The organism is Thiomonas sp. TH-17, from assembly GCF_057473305.1.
This window is the reverse complement of sequence record NZ_JBYCKI010000197.1, coordinates 1-19640: the sequence shown is the minus strand read 5'-3', so window position 1 is coordinate 19640 and position 19640 is coordinate 1. Positions and strand designations below refer to the sequence as shown.

General features: G+C 64.2%; 19 protein-coding genes. 14 read left to right on the top strand and 5 right to left on the bottom strand.

Annotated features, from left to right (window positions below):
- Window positions 1-9: 9 nt before the first annotated feature.
- From AC2VLV_RS11795 to AC2VLV_RS11780, 4 genes are all read left to right on the top strand, one after another.
- Window positions 10-834 (top strand): S1 family peptidase, encoded by an 825-nt coding sequence (locus AC2VLV_RS11795; RefSeq protein WP_486990173.1) that lies wholly within the window; start codon window positions 10-12, stop codon window positions 832-834.
- Window positions 835-890: 56 nt separating this feature from the next.
- Window positions 891-1193, top strand: coding sequence for a hypothetical protein (locus AC2VLV_RS11790; protein WP_486990172.1), 303 nt, complete (start codon window positions 891-893; stop codon window positions 1191-1193).
- Between the two features lie 66 nt (window positions 1194-1259).
- Window positions 1260-2204, top strand: a complete 945-nt coding sequence (locus tag AC2VLV_RS11785) for a transaldolase family protein (RefSeq protein WP_486990171.1) — start codon at window positions 1260-1262, stop codon at window positions 2202-2204.
- Between the two features lie 28 nt (window positions 2205-2232).
- The gene (locus AC2VLV_RS11780) at window positions 2233-2943 is read left to right on the top strand and encodes a 16S rRNA (uracil(1498)-N(3))-methyltransferase (protein WP_486990170.1); all 711 of its coding nucleotides are present in this window, start codon (window positions 2233-2235) and stop codon (window positions 2941-2943) included.
- Window positions 2944-2961: 18 nt separating this feature from the next.
- Here AC2VLV_RS11780 and AC2VLV_RS11775 read toward each other — a convergent pair whose 3' ends face one another.
- On the bottom strand, window positions 2962-3921 hold the full coding sequence (locus tag AC2VLV_RS11775) for a LysR family transcriptional regulator (RefSeq protein ID WP_486990169.1): 960 nt from the start codon (window positions 3919-3921) through the stop codon (window positions 2962-2964).
- 419 nt (window positions 3922-4340) lie between these two features.
- On the opposite strand from AC2VLV_RS11775, the gene AC2VLV_RS11770 reads away from it, so the two are divergent.
- The 9 genes from AC2VLV_RS11770 (at window position 4341) to AC2VLV_RS11730 (ending at window position 14161) form a co-directional block, all read left to right on the top strand.
- On the top strand, window positions 4341-5420 hold the full coding sequence (locus tag AC2VLV_RS11770; protein WP_486990168.1) for a class 1 fructose-bisphosphatase: 1080 nt from the start codon (window positions 4341-4343) through the stop codon (window positions 5418-5420).
- 156 nt (window positions 5421-5576) lie between these two features.
- Window positions 5577-6452, top strand: coding sequence for a phosphoribulokinase (locus AC2VLV_RS11765; protein ID WP_486990167.1), 876 nt, complete (start codon window positions 5577-5579; stop codon window positions 6450-6452).
- A 43-nt stretch (window positions 6453-6495) separates the two neighbouring features.
- A complete protein-coding gene (gene tkt / locus AC2VLV_RS11760) occupies window positions 6496-8523 on the top strand; it encodes a transketolase (protein WP_486990166.1) in 2028 nt (675 codons plus the stop codon).
- Window positions 8524-8561: 38 nt separating this feature from the next.
- Window positions 8562-9278 (top strand): phosphoglycolate phosphatase, encoded by a 717-nt coding sequence (gene gph, locus AC2VLV_RS11755; protein ID WP_486990165.1) that lies wholly within the window; start codon window positions 8562-8564, stop codon window positions 9276-9278.
- 73 nt (window positions 9279-9351) lie between these two features.
- Complete coding sequence (gene gap / locus AC2VLV_RS11750) at window positions 9352-10359, top strand: type I glyceraldehyde-3-phosphate dehydrogenase (RefSeq protein ID WP_486990164.1); 1008 nt, start codon at window positions 9352-9354, stop codon at window positions 10357-10359.
- Between the two features lie 68 nt (window positions 10360-10427).
- Window positions 10428-11633 (top strand): phosphoglycerate kinase, encoded by a 1206-nt coding sequence (locus AC2VLV_RS11745; RefSeq protein WP_486990163.1) that lies wholly within the window; start codon window positions 10428-10430, stop codon window positions 11631-11633.
- 48 nt (window positions 11634-11681) lie between these two features.
- Complete coding sequence (gene fba / locus AC2VLV_RS11740) at window positions 11682-12746, top strand: class II fructose-bisphosphate aldolase (RefSeq protein ID WP_486990162.1); 1065 nt, start codon at window positions 11682-11684, stop codon at window positions 12744-12746.
- A gap of 96 nt (window positions 12747-12842) precedes the next feature.
- The gene (locus AC2VLV_RS11735) at window positions 12843-13400 is read left to right on the top strand and encodes a thioredoxin family protein (RefSeq protein ID WP_486990161.1); all 558 of its coding nucleotides are present in this window, start codon (window positions 12843-12845) and stop codon (window positions 13398-13400) included.
- The gene (locus AC2VLV_RS11730) at window positions 13397-14161 is read left to right on the top strand and encodes an HAD family hydrolase (protein WP_486990160.1); all 765 of its coding nucleotides are present in this window, start codon (window positions 13397-13399) and stop codon (window positions 14159-14161) included. Before AC2VLV_RS11735 ends, AC2VLV_RS11730 begins: the two co-directional genes overlap by 4 nt.
- Window positions 14162-14198: 37 nt before the next feature.
- On the opposite strand, the gene AC2VLV_RS11725 is transcribed toward AC2VLV_RS11730, so the two are convergent.
- From AC2VLV_RS11725 to leuS, 4 genes are all read right to left on the bottom strand, one after another.
- Window positions 14199-14819, bottom strand: a complete 621-nt coding sequence (locus AC2VLV_RS11725; protein WP_486990159.1) for a hypothetical protein — start codon at window positions 14817-14819, stop codon at window positions 14199-14201.
- A gap of 202 nt (window positions 14820-15021) precedes the next feature.
- On the bottom strand, window positions 15022-16113 hold the full coding sequence (gene holA, locus AC2VLV_RS11720) for a DNA polymerase III subunit delta (protein ID WP_486990158.1): 1092 nt from the start codon (window positions 16111-16113) through the stop codon (window positions 15022-15024).
- Window positions 16113-16601: an LPS-assembly lipoprotein LptE gene (locus AC2VLV_RS11715; protein ID WP_486990157.1), complete on the bottom strand. Its 489-nt coding sequence runs from the start codon at window positions 16599-16601 to the stop codon at window positions 16113-16115. The genes holA and AC2VLV_RS11715 overlap by 1 nt, the downstream gene beginning before the upstream one ends.
- On the bottom strand, window positions 16602-19232 hold the full coding sequence (gene leuS, locus AC2VLV_RS11710; RefSeq protein ID WP_486990156.1) for a leucine--tRNA ligase: 2631 nt from the start codon (window positions 19230-19232) through the stop codon (window positions 16602-16604).
- 151 nt (window positions 19233-19383) lie between these two features.
- Between leuS and AC2VLV_RS11705 the strand changes: the two genes are divergently transcribed.
- A partial coding sequence (locus tag AC2VLV_RS11705; protein ID WP_486990155.1) for an FAD-dependent oxidoreductase occupies window positions 19384-19640 on the top strand: 257 nt, incomplete at its 3' end.

Genomic DNA, 19640 nt, shown 5'->3' with positions numbered 1-19640 from the left:
CGCCTCCACATGGACATCGATTCCACCGCCAAGCGGCTGCTGTTTTCCACCGTTCGGGTCGACACCGTGCTCGACGATGGCAGCGAGGGCTCCGGCACCGCCTTCGTCGTGCGTCATGCGCATGCCCGGGGCGTGACGGACTTCGTCGTCACCAACCGCCATCTGGTCGAAGGCGTGCGACGGGGCGGGCTGGTGTTCACACAAAAACGCCAGGGCCGACCCGCATTCGGCCAGCGCTTCCAGCTCAACATCGACGAGTTCCCCGCCGCCTGGCATCTTCACCCCGACGCCGAGGTCGATCTGGCCCTGGTGCCGCTCGCGCCGCTGCAGCAGGCGGCTGAGCAGCAGGGGGTTGAGCTTTATTTCGAGCCGATCGACAGCCGACTCATTCCCGACGCAGCCACCTGGCAGCAGTTCGACGCCCTGGAAGACGTGCTGTTCGTCGGCTATCCCAGCGGCGTGTGGGATCAGGTCAACCTCATGCCCATCATGCGCCGAGGCACCACGGCGACTCCGGCCGCGCTCGACTTTGAAGGGCATCGGCAGTTTCTCATCGACGCCGCGGTCTATCCCGGCTCCAGCGGCAGCCCGGTGTTCATCGAGCGGCGCGGCGGACAGGTTTCACGGCGGGAGGCCACGCGCGATCTGCTGTTCGCCGGGGTAGTTACCGCGGTGTTCTTCCGCGAGGAGGCGCACCACATCGTGCCCGCCCCGGTGCCGGCCAACAACCGGGGCATGGCGCTGGGTTCTGAGATGATCGACCTGGGGTTGATCATCAAATCCGATAAAGTGTTCGAGCTCATCCACTCTTACCTTCAGCGCTGGGTGGCCTGAGCGGCGACAACATCGGTCTCAACGACCGACGACCGCCCGACCGAAACGAGCTCAACATGCAAGAAAAACCGATTTATCCCGGCTATCACGCCGACGCGCACGGCATTACCCAGCTTGGCCGAGTGGTGCTTGACGCCTGGGTTTTCGGGCTGCTGCCCGAAGCCGAAGACTGCAAAGGCTGGGACCTGCAGCGCATGCAGGGGCTGATGCAGAAAGTGGAGACGGAGTGGGATCAGTACGGCAATCTGCCCAGTCGCCTGCCGCCGGAACTCGCCGAACGTCATCGCGCCATGTACGAGCACGCCATGAAGCGTGCGCAAGGCAAGGGCTGGAACGCAGAGCTCGACGACGACGACTGACCTTATGTGAGGCCGTCGAAGCTCGCCTAACATGAGCGCTTCGCATCGCCGCCTCACTCCTTACTCATGTCTGCACTCGATTCGCTGGCCGCTTCCACTATTGTCGTGGTCGATACGGCCGATCTGGATCTGCTGTCCCGCTGGAGCGCGCGGGATGCCACGACCAATCCCAGTCTGATTCGCAAGGCGGCCGCTGATCCGCGCTATGCCCGCCTCGTCGCGGCCGCGGTGAGCGGCTCTGCCGACGTGAATGATCGCCTCGACGCGCTGCTCGTGGCGTTCGGACTGCAAATTCTGCAGCGTCTGCCGGGCCGGGTGTCCACCGAGGTCGATGCACGCCTGTCCCACGATACCGAAGGCACCTTGCTGCGTGCCCGCGCGCTGATGGCGCGATACGCGGCGGAGGGCGTGCCGCGCGAGCGCGTGCTGATCAAGATTGCCGCTACCTGGGAAGGCATTGTTGCGGCCCGCATGCTCGAAGCCGAAGGCTTCCACTGCAACCTCACGCTGTTGTTCAGCTTTGCCCAGGCGCAGGCTTGCGCTGCGGCGGGTGTGAAGTTGATTTCGCCTTTCGTGGGGCGCATCACCGACTGGTATCGTCTTCAGGCTGGCGGGGCCTGGGACGCCGAGCAGCGCCGCGGCGCCAACGACCCCGGCGTGCAGGCTGTGAGGCGCATCTGGCATTACTACAAGCAGCAAGGCGTGCCGACCGAGGTGATGGGCGCAAGCTTTCGTGACCTGGACCAGATCGCCGCCCTTGCCGGCTGTGACCTGCTCACCATTCCACCGGCCTTGCTCGATGCCCTGGCTGCCAGCGACCGCACTATGCCGCGTCAACTCGACGCCGCGCAGACGGGCCCGGTGTCCGACCCCCTGCCGCCCGTGCTGAGCCAGCAGAGCTTTGAACAGGGCATGCGCACCGACCGGATGGCCATCGAAAAGCTGCAAGAGGGCGTGCGCCTGTTCAGTGCAGACACTGAAGCGGTGCTGTCTCAATTGGCCGCGGTGTGAAGCGTGCAGTTCCTACGGTCGCTCTTTCGTGTCGTTGCGCTTTTACCTTTCGCCCACTGAAGCCACGCTGGCGCCCGGCCTGTTGACCATGCCTGCGGCGACGGCGAGGCATGTCAAGGTCTTGCGCCTAAAGGGGGGCGAACCGGTTACTGTGTTTGACGGGGCGGGCGGAGAATGGTCGGGCGAGGTGATCGACCACCAAACTTTCCTGCTTCGCACCCACCATGCGGTGGAGCGTGAAGCGGACGTGCGAGTCATGCTGGCGGTGGGCATGCCGGCCAACGAGCGCATGGACGCCCTGGTTGAAAAGGCGGTGGAACTGGGCGTGGCGGCCATACAGCCCTTGCTCACTCGGCGCAGTGTGCTGCGTCTGCAGGGCGAGCGTGCGCAGCGGCGGGTGGCGCACTGGCAAGGCGTCGCCATTGCGGCGTGCGAGCAGTGCGGCCGAAATCGCGTTCCCGAGGTGGCGTCGGTGGCGACGCTCTCCGATTGGCTGCAGCACCTCGGCAACGACAACGCTCAGTTGCATCGCTGCGTGTTGAGCCCGTTGGCGACGACTCCGCTTCTGCCCTTTGCCTCGGGCGAATCAGGCTGGATGGTCTCCGGGCCCGAGGGCGGACTGGACGAAGACGAAATCGACTCGCTGCAGCGATCGGGGTTTCGCGCGGTCAGCCTGGGGCCGCGCGTGTTGCGCGCCGACACCGCGCCTCTTGCTGCGCTGATGCGTGCTTGCGGCTGAGCGCACCGACCGGCGCTATTAGGGCTCGACGTTGGCCGAGTCCTTGCCGGGCGCCAGAATGTCGGTGCCGAAGGTTTCCGCCAGAAACGATTCGCCATGCTCCAGAATGAAATAGCGGAATGCTTCCGCCCCCGGTGACAGCAGTTTGGCCAGACTGTTCACCGCGTACCAGCGTCGCAGCAAGGGCATGCCCTCGATCGAGGGGATGGTCAGCAGGTTGTTGCGCAATTCCAGATCAATGGTGTGCAGCGACAGGAAGCTGATGCCCATATTCGCCATGACCGCCTGCTTGATGGTCTCGTTGCTCTGCATTTCGGTGAACAGGGGCAGCTCCATCTGATGCTGGTGCAGATACTCCTCAAAAGTGGCGCGCGTGCCCGATCCGGGTTCGCGGATGATGAAGTTGAATTGCGTCAGCAGTGAGGCTGAATGCGGCCCTCCGGTCGCAAGCGGGTGCTGTGGCGGCGCGATGATGCCCATGGGGTGGGCGGCAAAGGGTTCGGCGCGCGTAGCTACGTCTCGCGGTGGTCGGCCCATGATGGCGAGATCCAGTTCGCTGTTCTGGAGATGGTTCACCAATTGTTCGCGGTTGCCCACCGAGAGTCGGACTTCCACGTGGGGATACTCGGCGTGGAAGCGCGCCAGCAAGCGCGGCACGAAATACTGGGCCGTACTCACCATGCCGATGGTCAGTCGGCCGGCCTTGATGCCCCGCAGGCGCGCCATGGCGTCCTCGGCGTCTTTGAGCGTTGCAAGAACCTTGCGGGCATAGACCACCAAATATTCTCCCGTCAAAGTCAGACTGACGGACTTGCCCTGACGCTCGAACAGGGGGAGCCCGACCTGCGACTCCAGCTCTCTGATTTGCATGGAGACAGCAGGCGGCGTGAGGTGCATTTCCTGGGCCGCTTTGCCAAAATGCAGGTGCCGCGCAGCGGCGCTGAAGACCCGGAGCTGACGGATGGTCGCGTTTTTCATCAAAATTCCTGATCTGAACATCAACAAATCGTGAATTTACCTTAATTCGAGCCACCGCTTATATTCGGCCTAAGCGATAAAGATTAGGAATGAATTTTGTCATTCACCTTTTCGCCATTGTCATGGGTCGCACCGTTTGTGAACGGGCTCCGAAGTTCTACTTCAGGAGCTTTTACCGCAGCCAATGAAGTCTGTTCATGCGAGTCTCCGTTTTGGGGCTGCGGGCTTTTTGAAGTGACTTGCGCTGATGGACGTCTTGCTGACGTCTCAGTGATGTCTCGGCGACTTCTCAGGGGTTGGTCCGCCGACCGCAGGTTGCTTCAAAAAGTCATCGGGCCTCGAGCCAGCAGATTCACCCGCACTTCTGAAGTGCGGGGCAGGTCTGTTGTCCCTGGCCCATAACCATTGGGAGCTCCGCCATGCAGTCAGGTCGCACCACCGTCTCAAAATTCCTTATCGAGCAATTGCACGGCACTGATGATCAGGCCGATCTCGCTGCCTTGCTCGTGGACGTGACCGCCGCGGTCAAGGCCATTTCGGCTATGACCTCCAAGGGGGCGCTCGGCGGCTTCCTCGGCGCGCTTGACACGCAGAACGTGCAGGGCGAAGTGCAGAAAAAGCTCGACGTGCTCTCCAACGACGCCATGATTCAGGCGTGCGAGTGGGGTGGCTTGGTCGCTGGCATGGCGTCCGAAGAGATGGACGATCCGTATGAGTTGCCCAAAGAGTTCGAGCGCGGCCCCTACATGCTCATCTTCGATCCGCTCGACGGGTCGAGCAACACCGACGTCAACGTCTCGGTCGGCACCATTTTTTCGGTGCTGCGCCACACCAAGATCGGCGATCCCACCGTGGCCGACTACCTGCGCCCCGGCGTGGAGCAGGTCGCTGCCGGTTACGCCATCTACGGCCCGTCCACCATGCTGGTGCTGACCGTGGGCAAGGGCACGCACGGCTTCACCCTCGACCGCGAAATCGGCAACTTCATCCTCACCCATCCGAATCTGCAGATTCCCGCGGACACCAGCGAATTCGCCATCAACACCAGCAACGAGCGCTTCTGGGAGCCGCCGGTGCAGCGCTATGTGGCCGAGGCCAAGGCCGGCAAGACCGGCCCGCGCGAGCGCGACTTCAACACTCGCTGGATCGCCTCGATGGTGGCCGACGTGCACCGCATTCTCATGCGCGGCGGCATTTTCATGTACCCCAAAGACACCAAAGACCCGAGCAAACCGGGCCGTCTGCGCCTGATGTACGAAGCCAATCCGATTGGCATGATCATCGAACAGGCGGGCGGCGCGGCTTCTACCGGGCGCGGGCGTATTCTTGAGGTGCAGCCAAGCTCGCTGCATCAGCGCGTGCCGGTGATGCTGGGCTCCAAGAACGAAATAGAGCGTCTGGAGCGCTATCACGCCGAATACGACCGGGGCGAAGACAAAGCCTTTGAGTCGCCGCTGTTCAAAGAGCGTTCGCTGTACCGCGACGAAGCCAGCCGTTGAGCGTTGCGGCCGCCGGGTCGGCTTGCTTCGGCTGCATCGAAGCGAGGGGCCCTGCCGCCGTTGCTGTGCTTCGCGCCTGATCAAACCTGGCAGTGACCTGCATCAAGACGGGCGCTGCATGCATTGATTTCCTTGTATTGAAAAGAGGCTCGCACCATGTCTGTCAAACATCCCATCATTGCCATCACCGGGTCGTCGGGCGCCGGCACCACCACGGTGATGCGCAGCTTCCAGCACATCTTCCGACGTGAACATCTCACCGCGCAAATCGTCGAGGGCGACTCGTTCCATGCCTACAACCGCATGGAAATGCGCGAAGAGATGAAAAAGCAGGAGGCCGCGGGCAACCGTCACTTCAGCCACTTCGGCCCCGACGCCAATCTGCTAGGCGAACTGGAAACCGTGTTCAAGACCTACGGCGAGACCGGCGGCGGCAAGGTGCGCAAGTACATTCATGATGCGGGCGAGGCGGCCGAATTCGGCGTCGAGCCGGGCAATTTCACCGACTGGAAGGACATCAAGCCGGGTTCCGATCTGATGTTCTACGAAGGCCTGCACGGCGGCTATTCCGACGGCACCATCGACGTCTCCAAGCAGGTGGACCTGCTGGTGGGCGTGGTGCCCATCATCAACCTGGAGTGGGTGCAAAAGCTGCACCGCGACCAGATCCAGCGCGGCTACTCGCAAGAGGCCGTGATGGACACCATCCTGCGCCGCATGCCCGACTATGTGCATCACATCGCGCCGCAGTTCTCGCGCACCCACGTCAACTTCCAGCGCGTGCCGACGGTGGACACGTCCAACCCCTTCATCGCCAAAGACATTCCCACGCTCGACGAGAGCATGGTGGTCATCCGCTTCGCGAACCCCAAGGGCATCGATTTTCCCTACCTGCTGTCCATGCTCCACGACTCGTGGATGAGCCGCCCCAACACCCTGGTCGTGCCCGGCGGCAAGATGGGCATTGCCATGCAGCTCATCTTCACGCCAATGATTCTGCGTCTGATGGACCTCAAGCGTCGCGCAGGTTAACCGCGTTGTCCAACGAGCTGTCCAAACCCGGAAGAATTTCAACATGACTACCGCACAAATCGACACCCAACAACGCCGTCGCCTGGCCAACGCCATCCGCTTTCTCGCCATCGACGGCGTGCAAGCCGCCAACTCCGGCCACCCCGGCGCCCCCATGGGCATGGCCGATATCGCCGAAGTGCTGTGGCGCAATCACCTGCACCACAACCCGGCCAATCCGCACTGGGCTAACCGCGACCGCTTCGTGCTGTCCAACGGCCACGGCTCCATGCTGATTTACGCCCTGCTGCATCTCACCGGCTACGACCTGCCGATCGAGGAACTCAAGCGCTTCCGCCAGATGCACAGCAAAACGCCGGGCCATCCCGAAGTGGGCTACACCCCGGGCGTGGAAACCACCACCGGCCCGCTGGGTCAGGGCATCGCCAACGGCGTGGGCATGGCGCTGGCCGAAAAGGTGCTGGCCGCGCAGTTCAACCAGCCCGGCCATGCCATCGTCGATCACCACACCTATGTGTTCCTCGGCGACGGCTGCCTGATGGAGGGCATTAGCCACGAGGTCTGCTCGCTGGCCGGCACGCTCAAGCTCAACAAGCTCATCGCTTACTACGATGACAACGGCATTTCCATCGACGGTCACGTCGAGCACTGGTTCTCCGACAACACCGCCCAGCGCTTCCAGGCCTATGGCTGGAATGTCATCGGCCCCATCGACGGCCATGACGCCGCTGCCGTTGAGAAGGCCACCGCCGAAGCCAAGACCAGCGACAAGCCCACTCTCGTTATCTGCCGCACCACCATCGGCTGGGGTTCGCCCAACAAGGCCGGCACGCACGATGTGCACGGCGCCGCACTCGGCCAGGCCGAGGCCGACGCCACCCGCAAGGCGCTGGGCTGGGACTACGGCCCGTTTGAAATTCCCGCCGACATTTACCAGGCCTGGGACGCCAAATTCCACGGCGCCAAGCTCGAAGCCGACTGGAACGAGCGCTTCGCCGCTTACGAAAAGGCCCATCCCGCACTGGCCGCCGAATTCAAGCGCCGCATGGCCGGCGACCTGCCGGCCGATTGGGGTCAGACCGTCCAGGCGCTTTACGCCAAGGCACGCGAAGTCAGCGCCGCCACGGCCACCCGCAAGTCCTCGCAGATCGCTCTCGAAACCCTGGTGCCCGCGCTGCCCGGCCTGTTCGGCGGTTCGGCCGACCTGACCGGCTCCAACCTCACCGCGGTCAAGGCCTCGCATTCCTTCGAGAAGGCCGCGCCGGGTACGGCGTTCAACTACCTGTCGTACGGCGTGCGCGAATTCGGCATGGTGGCCATGATGAACGGCATGGCGCTGCATGGCGGCTTCCTGCCCTACGGCGGCACCTTCCTGATGTTCTCCGACTACTCGCGCAACGGCGTGCGCATGAGCGCGCTGATGAAGCAGCGGGTCATCCACGTCTTCTCGCACGACTCCATCGGTCTGGGCGAAGACGGCCCGACCCACCAGCCGATCGAGCAGCCGTCCAGCCTGCGCCTCATCCCCAATCTGGATGTGTGGCGCCCGGCCGACGTGCTCGAAACCGCCGTGGCCTGGAAGCACGCCATCGAGCGCAAGCATGGCCCCAGCGCCCTGCTGCTGTCGCGGCAGAATCTGGTCTCCACCCCGCACCCGGAAGACGCCGAGCGCACCATTTCGCGCGGCGGCTATGTGCTGTCAGAAGCCCAGGGCGGCAAGCCGCAGATCGCGCTGATCGCCACCGGCTCGGAAGTCGAGATTGCGCTCAAGGCGCAAGGCATGCTGGCCGAACAGGGCGTCGCGGCCCGCGTGGTCTCCATGCCCTGCACCAACGCCTTCGATCGCCAGGATGCGGCCTACCGCAACGAGGTGCTGCCCGCAGGCTTGCCGCGCGTGGCCATCGAGGCGGGCCATCCTGACTTCTGGCACAAGTATGTCGGCCTGAACGGCGGCATCGTCGGTATCGCCACCTTTGGTGAATCCGCCCCCGCGCCTCAGCTTTATCAGCACTTCAAGGTGACCGCAGAACACGCTGTGGCGGTGGCCAAGTCCGTGCTGCAGGCCGCCTGAGCACAGTTGGCCTGATTTTGACAACGACCTGCCGAAAGATGACGCAAGCCCAGTTCGATTTGGTGATGTTCGACCTCGATGGCACGTTGGTCGAGACCGCGCCGGAAATCTCCGACGCGGTCAACGACCTGCTGCGTGACCAGAATCTACCCGAGGTCTCCGAGCATCTCATCCGCGCCTGGATCGGACATGGCACGCGCGAGCTCATGCTGCACGCCTATGCGCACGCCACCGGCCTCGAAGAAGAGACCGTGCGGCGTACCGGCACGCTCGACATCCTGATGCCGCGCTTTGCCGAGTTCTATGCCGTGCGCACCGGGCAGCGCAGCCGCCTCTATCCCGATGTGCTCAGTACGCTCAAGGCCTTGCGCGCGGCGCAGGTGCGCATCGCGCTGATCACCAACAAAGAACAGCGCTTCGCCACGACAGTGCTCATGGTGCATGGCATTCGCCACTACTTCGACATGGTGGTGGCCGGCGATACGCTCGAAGCCAAGAAACCCGATCCGCTGCCGGTGCGCTACTGCCTCGACGCCTTCAAGCTGCGGGCGGACCGCGCCCTGTTCGTCGGCGATTCCGAGATTGATGTCGCCACCGCGCGTGCCGCCGGCGTGGCGGTCTGGGCCGTGCCCTATGGCTACAACCACGGCAAGTCCATAGCGCTGGCCGAGCCCGATCGCATCATTCCCACCGTGGCCGCAGTGGCCGAGGCCTTGCAAGCCGTGCAGGCCCCGGACTTGCACCCGGCTGTGTGAGTCGCCCAGCGGCATCTTGGAACGCGCCACCCGATCCCCCTTTCATACTCAACCTTCATTCAGGAGATCTCACATGACCATTCGCATCGCCATCAATGGATTCGGCCGTATTGGCCGCATGGTGTTCCGCGCCGTAGCGCAGGAAGCCGAGTTCAAGGACATGGAAATCGTCGCCATCAACGACCTGCTTGAGCCGGACTACCTGGCCTACATGCTGCAGTACGACTCGGTGCATGGCCGCTTCAACGGCACGGTGGGCGTGGAAGGCAACAACCTCGTGGTCAACGGCAAGAAGATCCGCCTGACCGCCGAGCGCGATCCCGCCAACCTGAAGTGGAACGAAGTGGGCGCCGACGTGGTGGTCGAAGCCACCGGCTTCTTCCTCACCCTCGACACCTGCCAGAAACACATCGACGCTGGCGCGAAGAAAGTGGTGCAGTCCGCCCCCTCCAAAGATGCGACGCCGATGTTCGTCTACGGCGTGAACCACGCCAAGTACGCGGGCGAGGCCATTGTTTCCGCCGCCTCCTGCACCACCAACTGCCTGGCCCCGGTGGCCAAGGTGCTCAACGACAGCTTCGGCATCAAGCGCGGTCTGATGACCACGGTGCACGCGGCCACCGCCACGCAAAAAACCGTGGACGGCCCGTCGAGCAAAGACTGGCGCGGTGGCCGGGGCATCATGGACAACATCATTCCGTCGAGCACCGGAGCCGCCAAGGCGGTTGGCGTGGTGCTGCCCGAGCTGAACAAGAAGCTCACCGGCATGGCCTTCCGCGTGCCCACGCCTGATGTCTCGGTGGTCGACCTCACCGTCGAGCTGAACAAGGAAGCCAGCTACGCCGACATCTGCGCCGCGATGAAGGCCGCGTCCGAAGGCCCGCTCAAGGGTGTGCTCGGTTATACCGAAGACAAGGTGGTTTCCACCGACTATCGTGGCTGCTCCATGCCCTCGATCTTCGACGCCGATGCGGGCATCGCGCTCGACGCCACCTTCGTCAAAGTGGTCGCCTGGTACGACAACGAGTACGGCTACACCTGCAACATGATGCGCTTCGTCAAGCACGTCGCCAGCAACTGATGTCGTAACCACTGCGCGCCCGGCCGGTCTGTCGCAGGTTGGCCGGGAGCAGAACCGAGGAGAGACTGATGCAAATCCTGACCTTTGAAGAAGTGTGCAAGCGCGGCTTCGCCCAGGACAAACGCGTATTCATCCGCGCCGATCTGAACGTGCCGTTCAACGACAAGGGCGAGATCACCGAAGACACCCGCGTGCGCGCTTCCGTGCCCGCAGTGAAAATGGCGCTCGACGCCGGCGCCGGGGTGATGATCACCTCGCACCTGGGCCGCCCGACCGAAGGCGAGTTCAAGCCCGAGGATTCGCTGGCCCCCGTGGCCAAGCGCCTGAGCGAGCTGCTCGACCTGCCGGTCAAGCTGCAGGCCAACTGGGTGGACGGCGGCTTCGACGTGCGTCCCGGCGAAGTGGTCATGCTTGAAAACGCCCGCGTCAACAAGGGCGAGAAAAAGAATGACGACGCGCTGTCGCAAAAAATCGCCAAGCTCTGCGACATCTATGTGAACGACGCCTTCGGCACCGCTCACCGTGCCGAGGCGACCACCTACGGCATCGCCAAGTACGCGCCCATCGCCTGCGCGGGCCCGCTGCTGGCGGCTGAAATCGACGCCATCAACCGCGCGCTGTCCAACCCGGCGGGCCCGTTGGTGGCCATCGTCGCGGGCTCCAAGGTCTCCACCAAGCTCACCATCCTGCAGGCCCTGGCCGACAAGGTCGACGGCCTGATCGTGGGCGGCGGCATCGCCAACACCTTCATGCTGGCCGAAGGACTGCCCATCGGCAAAAGCCTGGCCGAACCCGATCTGGTGGATGAGGCGAAGAAGGTCATCGCCAAGATGAAGGAACGCGGCGCCGAAGTGCCCATTCCCGAAGATGTGGTGGTGGCCAAGCAGTTCAGCGCCACGGCCGAGGCCACCGTCAAAGACGCCAAGGATGTGGCCGCTGACGACCTCATTCTCGACATCGGCCCCAAGACCGCGGCCAAGCTGGCGGCCAAACTCAAGACCGCGGGCACCATCGTCTGGAACGGCCCGGTGGGCGTGTTCGAGTTCGACGCCTTCGCCAACGGCACCAAGGTGCTGGCCGAGGCCATCGCCAGCAGTCCGGCGTTTTCCATCGCGGGCGGCGGAGACACGCTGGCGGCGATCGCCAAGTACGGCATCACCGACCGGATCGGCTACATCTCCACCGGCGGCGGCGCCTTCCTGGAAATTCTCGAAGGCAAGCAGTTGCCCGCTTTCGAGATTCTGCAGCAGCGCGCCAAGCAGGCCCTGTCTTGATTCTTGAAATTTCTTTGAACCTGTTCCATTTCCCTTGAGGAGTCCGTCATGGCCCTGATTTCCCTGCGTCAACTGCTCGACCATGCGGCCGAGCATTCCTACGGCGTCCCCGCCTTCAACGTCAACAACCTCGAACAGGTGCGCGCCATCATGGAAGCCGCCGACGAGACCAACTCGCCGGTCATCCTGCAGGCCTCGGCCGGTGCTCGCAAGTATGCTGGTGCGCCCTTCCTGCGCCACCTCATCGAGGCCGCGGTCGAAGAGTGGCCGCACATCCCCGTGGTCATGCACCAAGACCACGGCACCAGCCCCGGCGTGTGCCAGCGCTCCATCCAGCTGGGCTTCAGCTCGGTGATGATGGACGGCTCGCTGGGCACTGACGGCAAGACGCCCACCACCTACGAGTACAACGTCGATGTCACCCGCCGCACCGTGGAAATGTCGCATTCCTGCGGCGTGTCGGTCGAAGGCGAACTCGGTTGCCTGGGCTCGCTCGAAACCGGCATGGCCGGTGAAGAAGACGGCATCGGCGCCGAAGGCACGCTCGATCACAGCCAGTTGCTGACCGATCCCGAAGAGGCCGCTGACTTCGTGAAAAAGACGCACGTTGACGCCCTGGCCATTGCCATCGGCACCAGCCACGGCGCGTACAAGTTCACCCGTCCGCCCACCGGCGACATCCTCGCCATCGGCCGCATCAAGGAAATTCACGCTCGCATTCCCAACACCCACCTGGTGATGCACGGCTCCTCCTCGGTGCCGCAAGAGTGGCTCAAGATCATCAACTCCTACGGCGGCGACATGGGCGAGACCTATGGCGTGCCGGTGGAAGAGATCGTCGAGGGCATCAAGCACGGCGTTCGCAAGGTCAACATCGACACCGACCTGCGCATGGCCTCCACGGGCGCCACCCGCAAGTTCCTGGCCGAGCACCCGAAAGAGTTCGATCCGCGCAAATTCCTCATCGCCTCGACCAAGGCCATGAAAGACATTTGCAAGGCGCGTTACGAAGCCTTCGGCACCGCGGGCAATGCCTCCAAGATCAAGCCCATCACGCTCGATGCCATGGTGGCGTTGTACGAAAAGGGCAAGCTCGATCCCAAGATCAACTGATCTTTCACTCAGTCTGAGCGATCGACAACCCCGGCCTCAGCCGGGGTTGTCGTCTGTGCATTGCATTCCCCGACAACCGAGCAAAGGAGTTTTGTCATGGCAGCAACCGCCGATCCCTTGCAGCGCGGATTTCCCGCGCCCGACTTCCATCTTCCCGGCGTCGACGGACGCAGCCATACCCTGGCCGAACTGCGCGGCCCCAAGGGACTGCTGGTGATGTTCATCTGCAATCACTGCCCGTATGTGCAGGCGGTGGCTGACCGCATCAAACGCGACACCGACGAACTCCGCGCGTTGGGCGTGCATGCCGTGGCGATCAGCAGCAACGACGTGAGCGCCTATCCCGAAGACTCCTTCGACAATATGAAGGAATTCGCCGCGCAGCACGGCTTCGGTTTTCCCTATTTGTATGACGAAACGCAGGCCGTAGCCCAGGCCTACGGCGCCGTCTGCACGCCCGATTTTTTCGGCTTCAACGCCGATTTGAAGCTGCAATACCGCGGCCAGCTCGACGCTTCGCGCAAGCAGGCCGCCGCGCCCGATGTGCGCCGCGATCTGTTCGAGGCCATGAAGCAGATCGCCGAAACCGGCGTCGGCCCCGAGGAGCAATATCCCAGCATCGGCTGCTCCATCAAATGGAAAGGTGAGGCATGAATTCAACGCCCTTGAGCGCCCTGATTTTCGATGTCGATGGCACCTTGGCCGAAACCGAGCGCGACGGTCATCGCATCGCTTTCAACCAGGCCTTTACCGATGCCGGGCTGGGTTGGCATTGGGACGTGCCGACCTACGGCCGTCTGCTCGCCATTACCGGCGGCAAAGAGCGCATGCTGGCCTATTGGCAGGAGATCGATCCGCAGGCTGCGGCTGCGCCCGAGGCGGCGGGGCTGATCGCCGAACTCCACCGCCGCAAGACCGCGCACTATGTGCGACTGGTCGCCGAGGGCGGCATCGCCCTGCGTCCGGGCGTGCGCCGGGTGCTGGAGCAGGCGCGTGGCGCCGGGCTGCGTCTGGCCATTGCCACGACCACGACGCCCGACAATGTCGAAGCGCTGATTCATGCCACCCTGGGTGCAGGCGGCATGGACTGGTTCGAGGTGGTGGGCGCGGGCGACGCCGTGCCTCGCAAAAAACCCGATCCCGGCATCTACGCCTGGGTGCTCGAACGCATGGGGCTGGCCCCGGGGCAATGCCTGGCGTTCGAAGACTCGACCAATGGCCTGCGCGCAGCGCACGGCGCCGGGCTGCGCACCGTGGTCACCACCGGCGCTTACACCCATCACGAAAATTTCGACGGCGCGCTGGCCTGGTTAGACGGTTTGGGCGAGGTGGGCGCCCCCGCTATCGGGCGCGTCGGCAGCCAGCCCTGGACGGGCGTGGTCGGGTTGAGCGAACTGCGGCAGTGGGCCGCTTGAATCTGGGTTGAACGCGGCTTGACGCCGCCAGCGATACTCAGCCGACGACGCTAAGTGACATCGGCGGCAACAGAATGCCTTGCGCATCCTCTGCGCCCAAGGCGCGGCGCAGATGCTCGACCTTCGGCGGCTGAGCTGCTGCACCCGGTTCGGTGTATTGATCCAGCCGCGCGGCCTTGCCCACCCAGGTTCCCAGTTTGACCCGCACGGCCTGTGCGCTGCGGTTGACGATCAGCACCCGTCCGCCCTTCGGGCCAATGAAGCTGGCGCCGGTGACTTGCTCAGGCGCGCCGGGAAAGTCGAGCTTGACCAGATTGCTGGCTTGTTCCGCAGCCCGGCTCCACGCGGCGGCGAGCGGGCTGGGCGCGGGGCACAACAGGGCCATCGGCAAGACCGCCTGCTTCTCCGGCACTGTCACCTGATTGAGGTTGATCAGCAAGGACGCAGAGGCGTCGAGTTGCGCGCGCCAGGCGGGTGCAGCGATCTTCACGCCGTGGCAGTTGACTTGTAGTGCCGGCAGCAGTTGCGCGGGGAGCACACGCATCACATCATCCGGGCCTGCGGTGAAGCTGGGCGCGTTGTCGGGTATGGGCGCGGGCGCGGCCTGCGCGAATGCAGTGGGCAGCAGGGCGGCAGCCGACAGGCCGAGTGCGGTCAAGGTGTGGCTCAGTCGGCCAGAGATGGGGGAGCGAGGGAGGAAAAGGGGCATGACGTTTCGGTGAGAGAGGCTGCAAAAAAGGCGGCGAAGAAGACAGCTAAGAAGGCCACAAAAAAGGCCGGAAAACGTAGTGGACATTGCTCAGAGCCGGGCAAGGCCGCAGAGTTCAAAAGCCCGCAACTCGCGGTTTTGAAGCATTTGCTCAAAGCGCCGGGCGCAGCACCAGTCTGCGGCTCTGCCGGGCGCCCGGCGGCGTGGGCCAGAGGGCGTCGAGCATGGACAGGGCGAGCACCTGCAGCGCGTCCCACGGGGCGCGCGGCAGGGAGTCAGGGCGCAGGCCCTTGACCGCCAGATCGCATTGCGCGGCGAGATGCAGCAGCCGCTCCAGATCGGGCGTGCGCAGGCGCGGCAAGGCGCGCTCCAGCAGCTTTTCCTTTACGCCCCAAATGCGGTTGGCACGCAGCAGCGCGGGCAGCGCCTGCCCCGCGTCCAGCCCCTGGCGGATGCGCAGCCAGGCGCGGATGTCGTCGGCCAGCGTCCAGTGCACCAGCACCGGGGCCACGCCTTCGGCCTGCAGGCCGTCGAGCATGCGGCGCAGGCGGGCGACGTCGCCGCCCAGCACCGCCTCGCCGAGCTTGAACACGCTGTAGCGCGCCACGTTGAGCACCGCCTGCTCCACCGTGTCGGGATCGAGCGGGCCGGGCGGGCATAGCAGCGCCAGCTTTTCGATCTCCTGATGCGCGGCCAGCAGATTGCCTTCCACTCGCGCCACCAGAAAATCGGTGAGCGCCCGCCCCGCGTCACCCGGCGGAAGGGTGAAGCCGTGGCGCTGCAGTCGGGCGGCGATCCAGCGCGGCAGTTGCGCCAGTTCAATGCTGTCCACCCGCACCGCCACGCCACCCTGGCTCAGGGCGCTGAACCAGGCCGACTTCTGGGTGGCAGCATCCAGACGGGGCAGGATGACCACCGCCATGACATCGGCAGAGAGATGACTGGCCAGCGCCGCCAGCGCTTCGCCGCCGTCGCGTCCGGGCTTGCCGCCCGGAATGCGCAGTTCGATGAGCCGCCTGCCGCCGAACAGGCTGATCTCGCGGCTACCTGCGAGCAGGTGGCTCCAGTCGAAGCCGCGTTCCACCGTGTGGCTCTCGCGTTCGTCGAAGCCCTGCTGCCGGGCGCGGGCGCGAATGGCATCCACCGCTTCGTTCACCAGCAGGGTCTCGTCGCCGTACACCACGTACAGCGCGCCAAGCTTGTTGGCGAGATGGGCGTCGAGCTGGTCGGCAGCAAGCTGCATCAGTTCACCTTCACCGCGGCGAGTTGGAACATCAGACGGTTGATCAGCTCCTGGCGCATGCCGCGATAGAGCAGATCGGACTCGTTGGCCTTGGCCAGCGTGGCGCTGGAGTTGTAGCTCAGATTACTGGTCTGGCTCAGGTCAGTCGGGGCGATCAGCATCTTGCCCTGCGGCGTGGCGAGTTGAAAGCGCACGGTGTAGCGCAACAGGTATTGCGCCACCGTGCCATCGGCGTTGTAGGCCTGCGCAGTCTGCGTTTGCGATTCGCCCAGCAGGGTGAACACCGCCTGCGCCGACTGGGCGTCTGGTGCGATGCGGGTCGAAGTGGTGGCGGCGATCTGCCGCTTGAGCGCCACGACGAAGGCCGAGGTCTCGGCGCCCGCCACATACAGCGTGCTGAACGACAGATTAGTCGAGCCGCGCAACTGAAAACCGCAGGCGCTCAAGGCCAGAAGCGGTGCGAAGGCGAGGACGCTGCGACGCTTCATTCAGACCACCACATTGACCAGCCGGCCCGGCACCACGATGACCTTCTTTGCGGCCTTGCCCTCGCTGAACTTGGCGAAGTCGGCGCTGGCCAGTGCGGCGGCTTCGATCGTGGCCTTGTCGGCACTGGCCGCCACCTGAATGGCGCCGCGCAACTTGCCGTTGACTTGCAGCATGAGTTCGATCGTGTCTTGCAACAGCGCGGCCTCATCGACCTGCGGCCAGGGTGCGTCGAGCAGATCGCCGAACTCGGCGGCATAGCCGAGTTCCTGCCACAAGGCGTGGGCGATGTGCGGCGTGGCGGGGTAGAGCACGCGCAGCAGAATGCCGAAGCCTTCGCGCAGCGCGGCCGATATGCCTGCGGCAGCAGCGTCGGCGCCTTCCAGTGCGTTGAGCAGTTTCATCGCGCCCGACACTACGGTGTTGTATTGCATGCGGCCGTAGTCGAAATTCACTTGCTGCAAGGTCTGGTGCACTTCGCGGCGCAGCTTGCGGGCGGCTTCATCGGGCTCGGCTTCGGACGAGGCCAGGGCGCTGAGCTTCAGCCCGAAGGCCCACACCCGCTTGAGGAAGCGATGCGCGCCTTCCACCGCGGCGTCGTTCCACTCCAGCGTGGCCTCGGGCGGAGCGGCGAACATGGTGAACAGGCGTGCGGTATCGGCGCCGAAGCGGTCGATCAGGTCTTGCGGATCGACGCCGTTGTTCTTGCTCTTGCTCATGGTGCCCACGCCGCCGTAGTCCACTGCCGAGCCGTCGGCCTTGAGATTGGCGCCAGTGATCTTGCCCTGCGCGTCAAACACGTTCTCGACCTCGTGCGGCCAGAAATACTCGATGCCGCCCTGCGGGGTTTTGCGCGAGTAGATGTGGTTGAGCACCATGCCCTGCGTGAGCAGGCGGGTGAAGGGTTCGTCGGCCTTGACCAGTCCGAGGTCGCGCATCACCTTGGTCCAGAAGCGCGCATACAGCAGGTGCAGGATGGCGTGCTCGATGCCGCCGATGTACTGGTCCATCGGCATCCAGTAGTCGGTGCGGCCGTCCACCATGGCGCCGTGGTTGTCGGCGCAGGTGTAGCGCATGAAGTACCAACTCGAATCGACGAAGGTGTCCATCGTGTCGGTTTCGCGCTTGGCCGGTTTGCCGCACTGCGGGCAGGCCACATCGACGAACGCTGCACAAGTGTGCAGCGGATTGCCACTGCCGTCGGGAATCAGGTCTTCGGGCAGGACGACCGGCAGGTCTTTTTCCGGCACCGGCACCGCGCCGCAATCCGGGCAGTGGATGATGGGAATGGGTGTGCCCCAATAGCGCTGGCGGCTCACGCCCCAGTCGCGCAGCCGCCAGGTGGTGCGCTTCTCTCCCAGGCCTTTGGCAGCGAGCAGTTCGGCGACTTTGTCCACGGCGTCTTTGTAGGGCTGCCCATCGAGCTCGCCCGAGTTGACACAAACCGCGCGCTGTTTGTCGCCATACCACTCGGCCCAGGCGTCGGCGCTGAAGATCTCGCCTTCCACCGCGACGACTTGCTGAATGGGCAGGCCGTATTTTTTGGCGAAGGCAAAGTCGCGTTCATCATGCGCGGGCACGCCCATCACCGCGCCGTCGCCGTAGCTCATCAGCACATAGTTGCCGACCCACACCGGCACTTGAGCGCCGGTGAGCGGATGCGTGACGAACAGCCCGGTGGGCATGCCCTCTTTTTCTTTCAGCGCCAGTTCGGCTTCGGTGGTGCCGCCCTGCTGGCAGCGCTCGATGAACGCGGCGAGTTCGGCATGGCCCGCCGCGGCGTGCGCGGCCAGCGGGTGCTCGGGCGCCACGGCGCAGAAGGTCACGCCCATGATGGTGTCCGCCCGGGTGGTGAACACGTACATGCGGCCGTCCTGGATCAGCTCACCTTGCGCGTCGCGGATCACATGCGTGAAAGCGAAGCGCACGCCGCTGCTCTTGCCGATCCAGTTCTCCTGCATCAGCCGCACCCGCTCGGGCCAGCCGGCGAGGTAGTTCGTGTCTTCGGGATCGGCCACGGCGGCCAGCAGTTCTTCGGCGTAGTCGGTGATCTTGAGGTAGTAGCCGGGGATTTCGCGCTTTTCCACCGCGGCGCCCGAGCGCCAGCCGCGCCCGTCGATCACCTGCTCATTGGCCAGCACGGTCTGGTCCACCGGGTCCCAGTTCACCACCTGGGTGCGGCGCTCGGCGATGCCTTTTTCCAGCATCTTGAGGAACAGCCACTGGTTCCACTTGTAGTACTCGGGCGAGCAGGTCGCTACTTCGCGGCTCCAGTCGATGGCCAGACCCATGGCTTTCATCTGCCGCTTCATATAGGCGATGTTGTCGTAGGTCCACTTCGCCGGGGGAACCTTGTTTTTCATCGCCGCGTTTTCAGCCGGCAGACCGAAGGCGTCCCAGCCCATCGGCATGAGCACGTTGTGCCCGTTCATCCGCAGGTGGCGGGTGAGCATGTCGTTGATGGTGTAGTTGCGCACATGGCCCATGTGCAGCTTGCCCGAGGGGTAGGGCAGCATGGAGCAGGCGTAGAACTTTTCGCCCGGCTTGTCTTCGCGCACGCGGTAGGCGTCGGTGCTTTGCCAGTGGGCTTGCGCGGCGGCTTCCACCGCGCTGGCGTCATACTTCTCGTTCATCGTGAGGCTTGCAGGTTGAGGCCGCGCGGGCGCCCGGATAAGGATAAGAAAGCGGGCTGCGGCGTGAGGCTGCATGTTAGTGGTCGCGAGGCCGCTTGCGCCCGCACGCAAGCCGGTCTCCAATAAGGCCTTGCACCGACGACCCATCATCATGTCCCAGACTTCTACTGATTCTCAGCTGCCTCGCATTGTCATCGTCGGAGGCGGCGCCGGCGGGCTGGAACTGGCTACGCGGCTGGGCGACACCCTGGGTCGTCGCCGTCAGGCCGACATCACGCTGATCGAACGCGGCCGCAGTCATCTCTGGAAACCGCTGCTGCACCAGGCGGCGGCCGGCACCCTGGGCATCGACGACAACGAGCTGAACTACCTCGCCCAATCCACCTGGCATCACTTCAAGTACCGCCT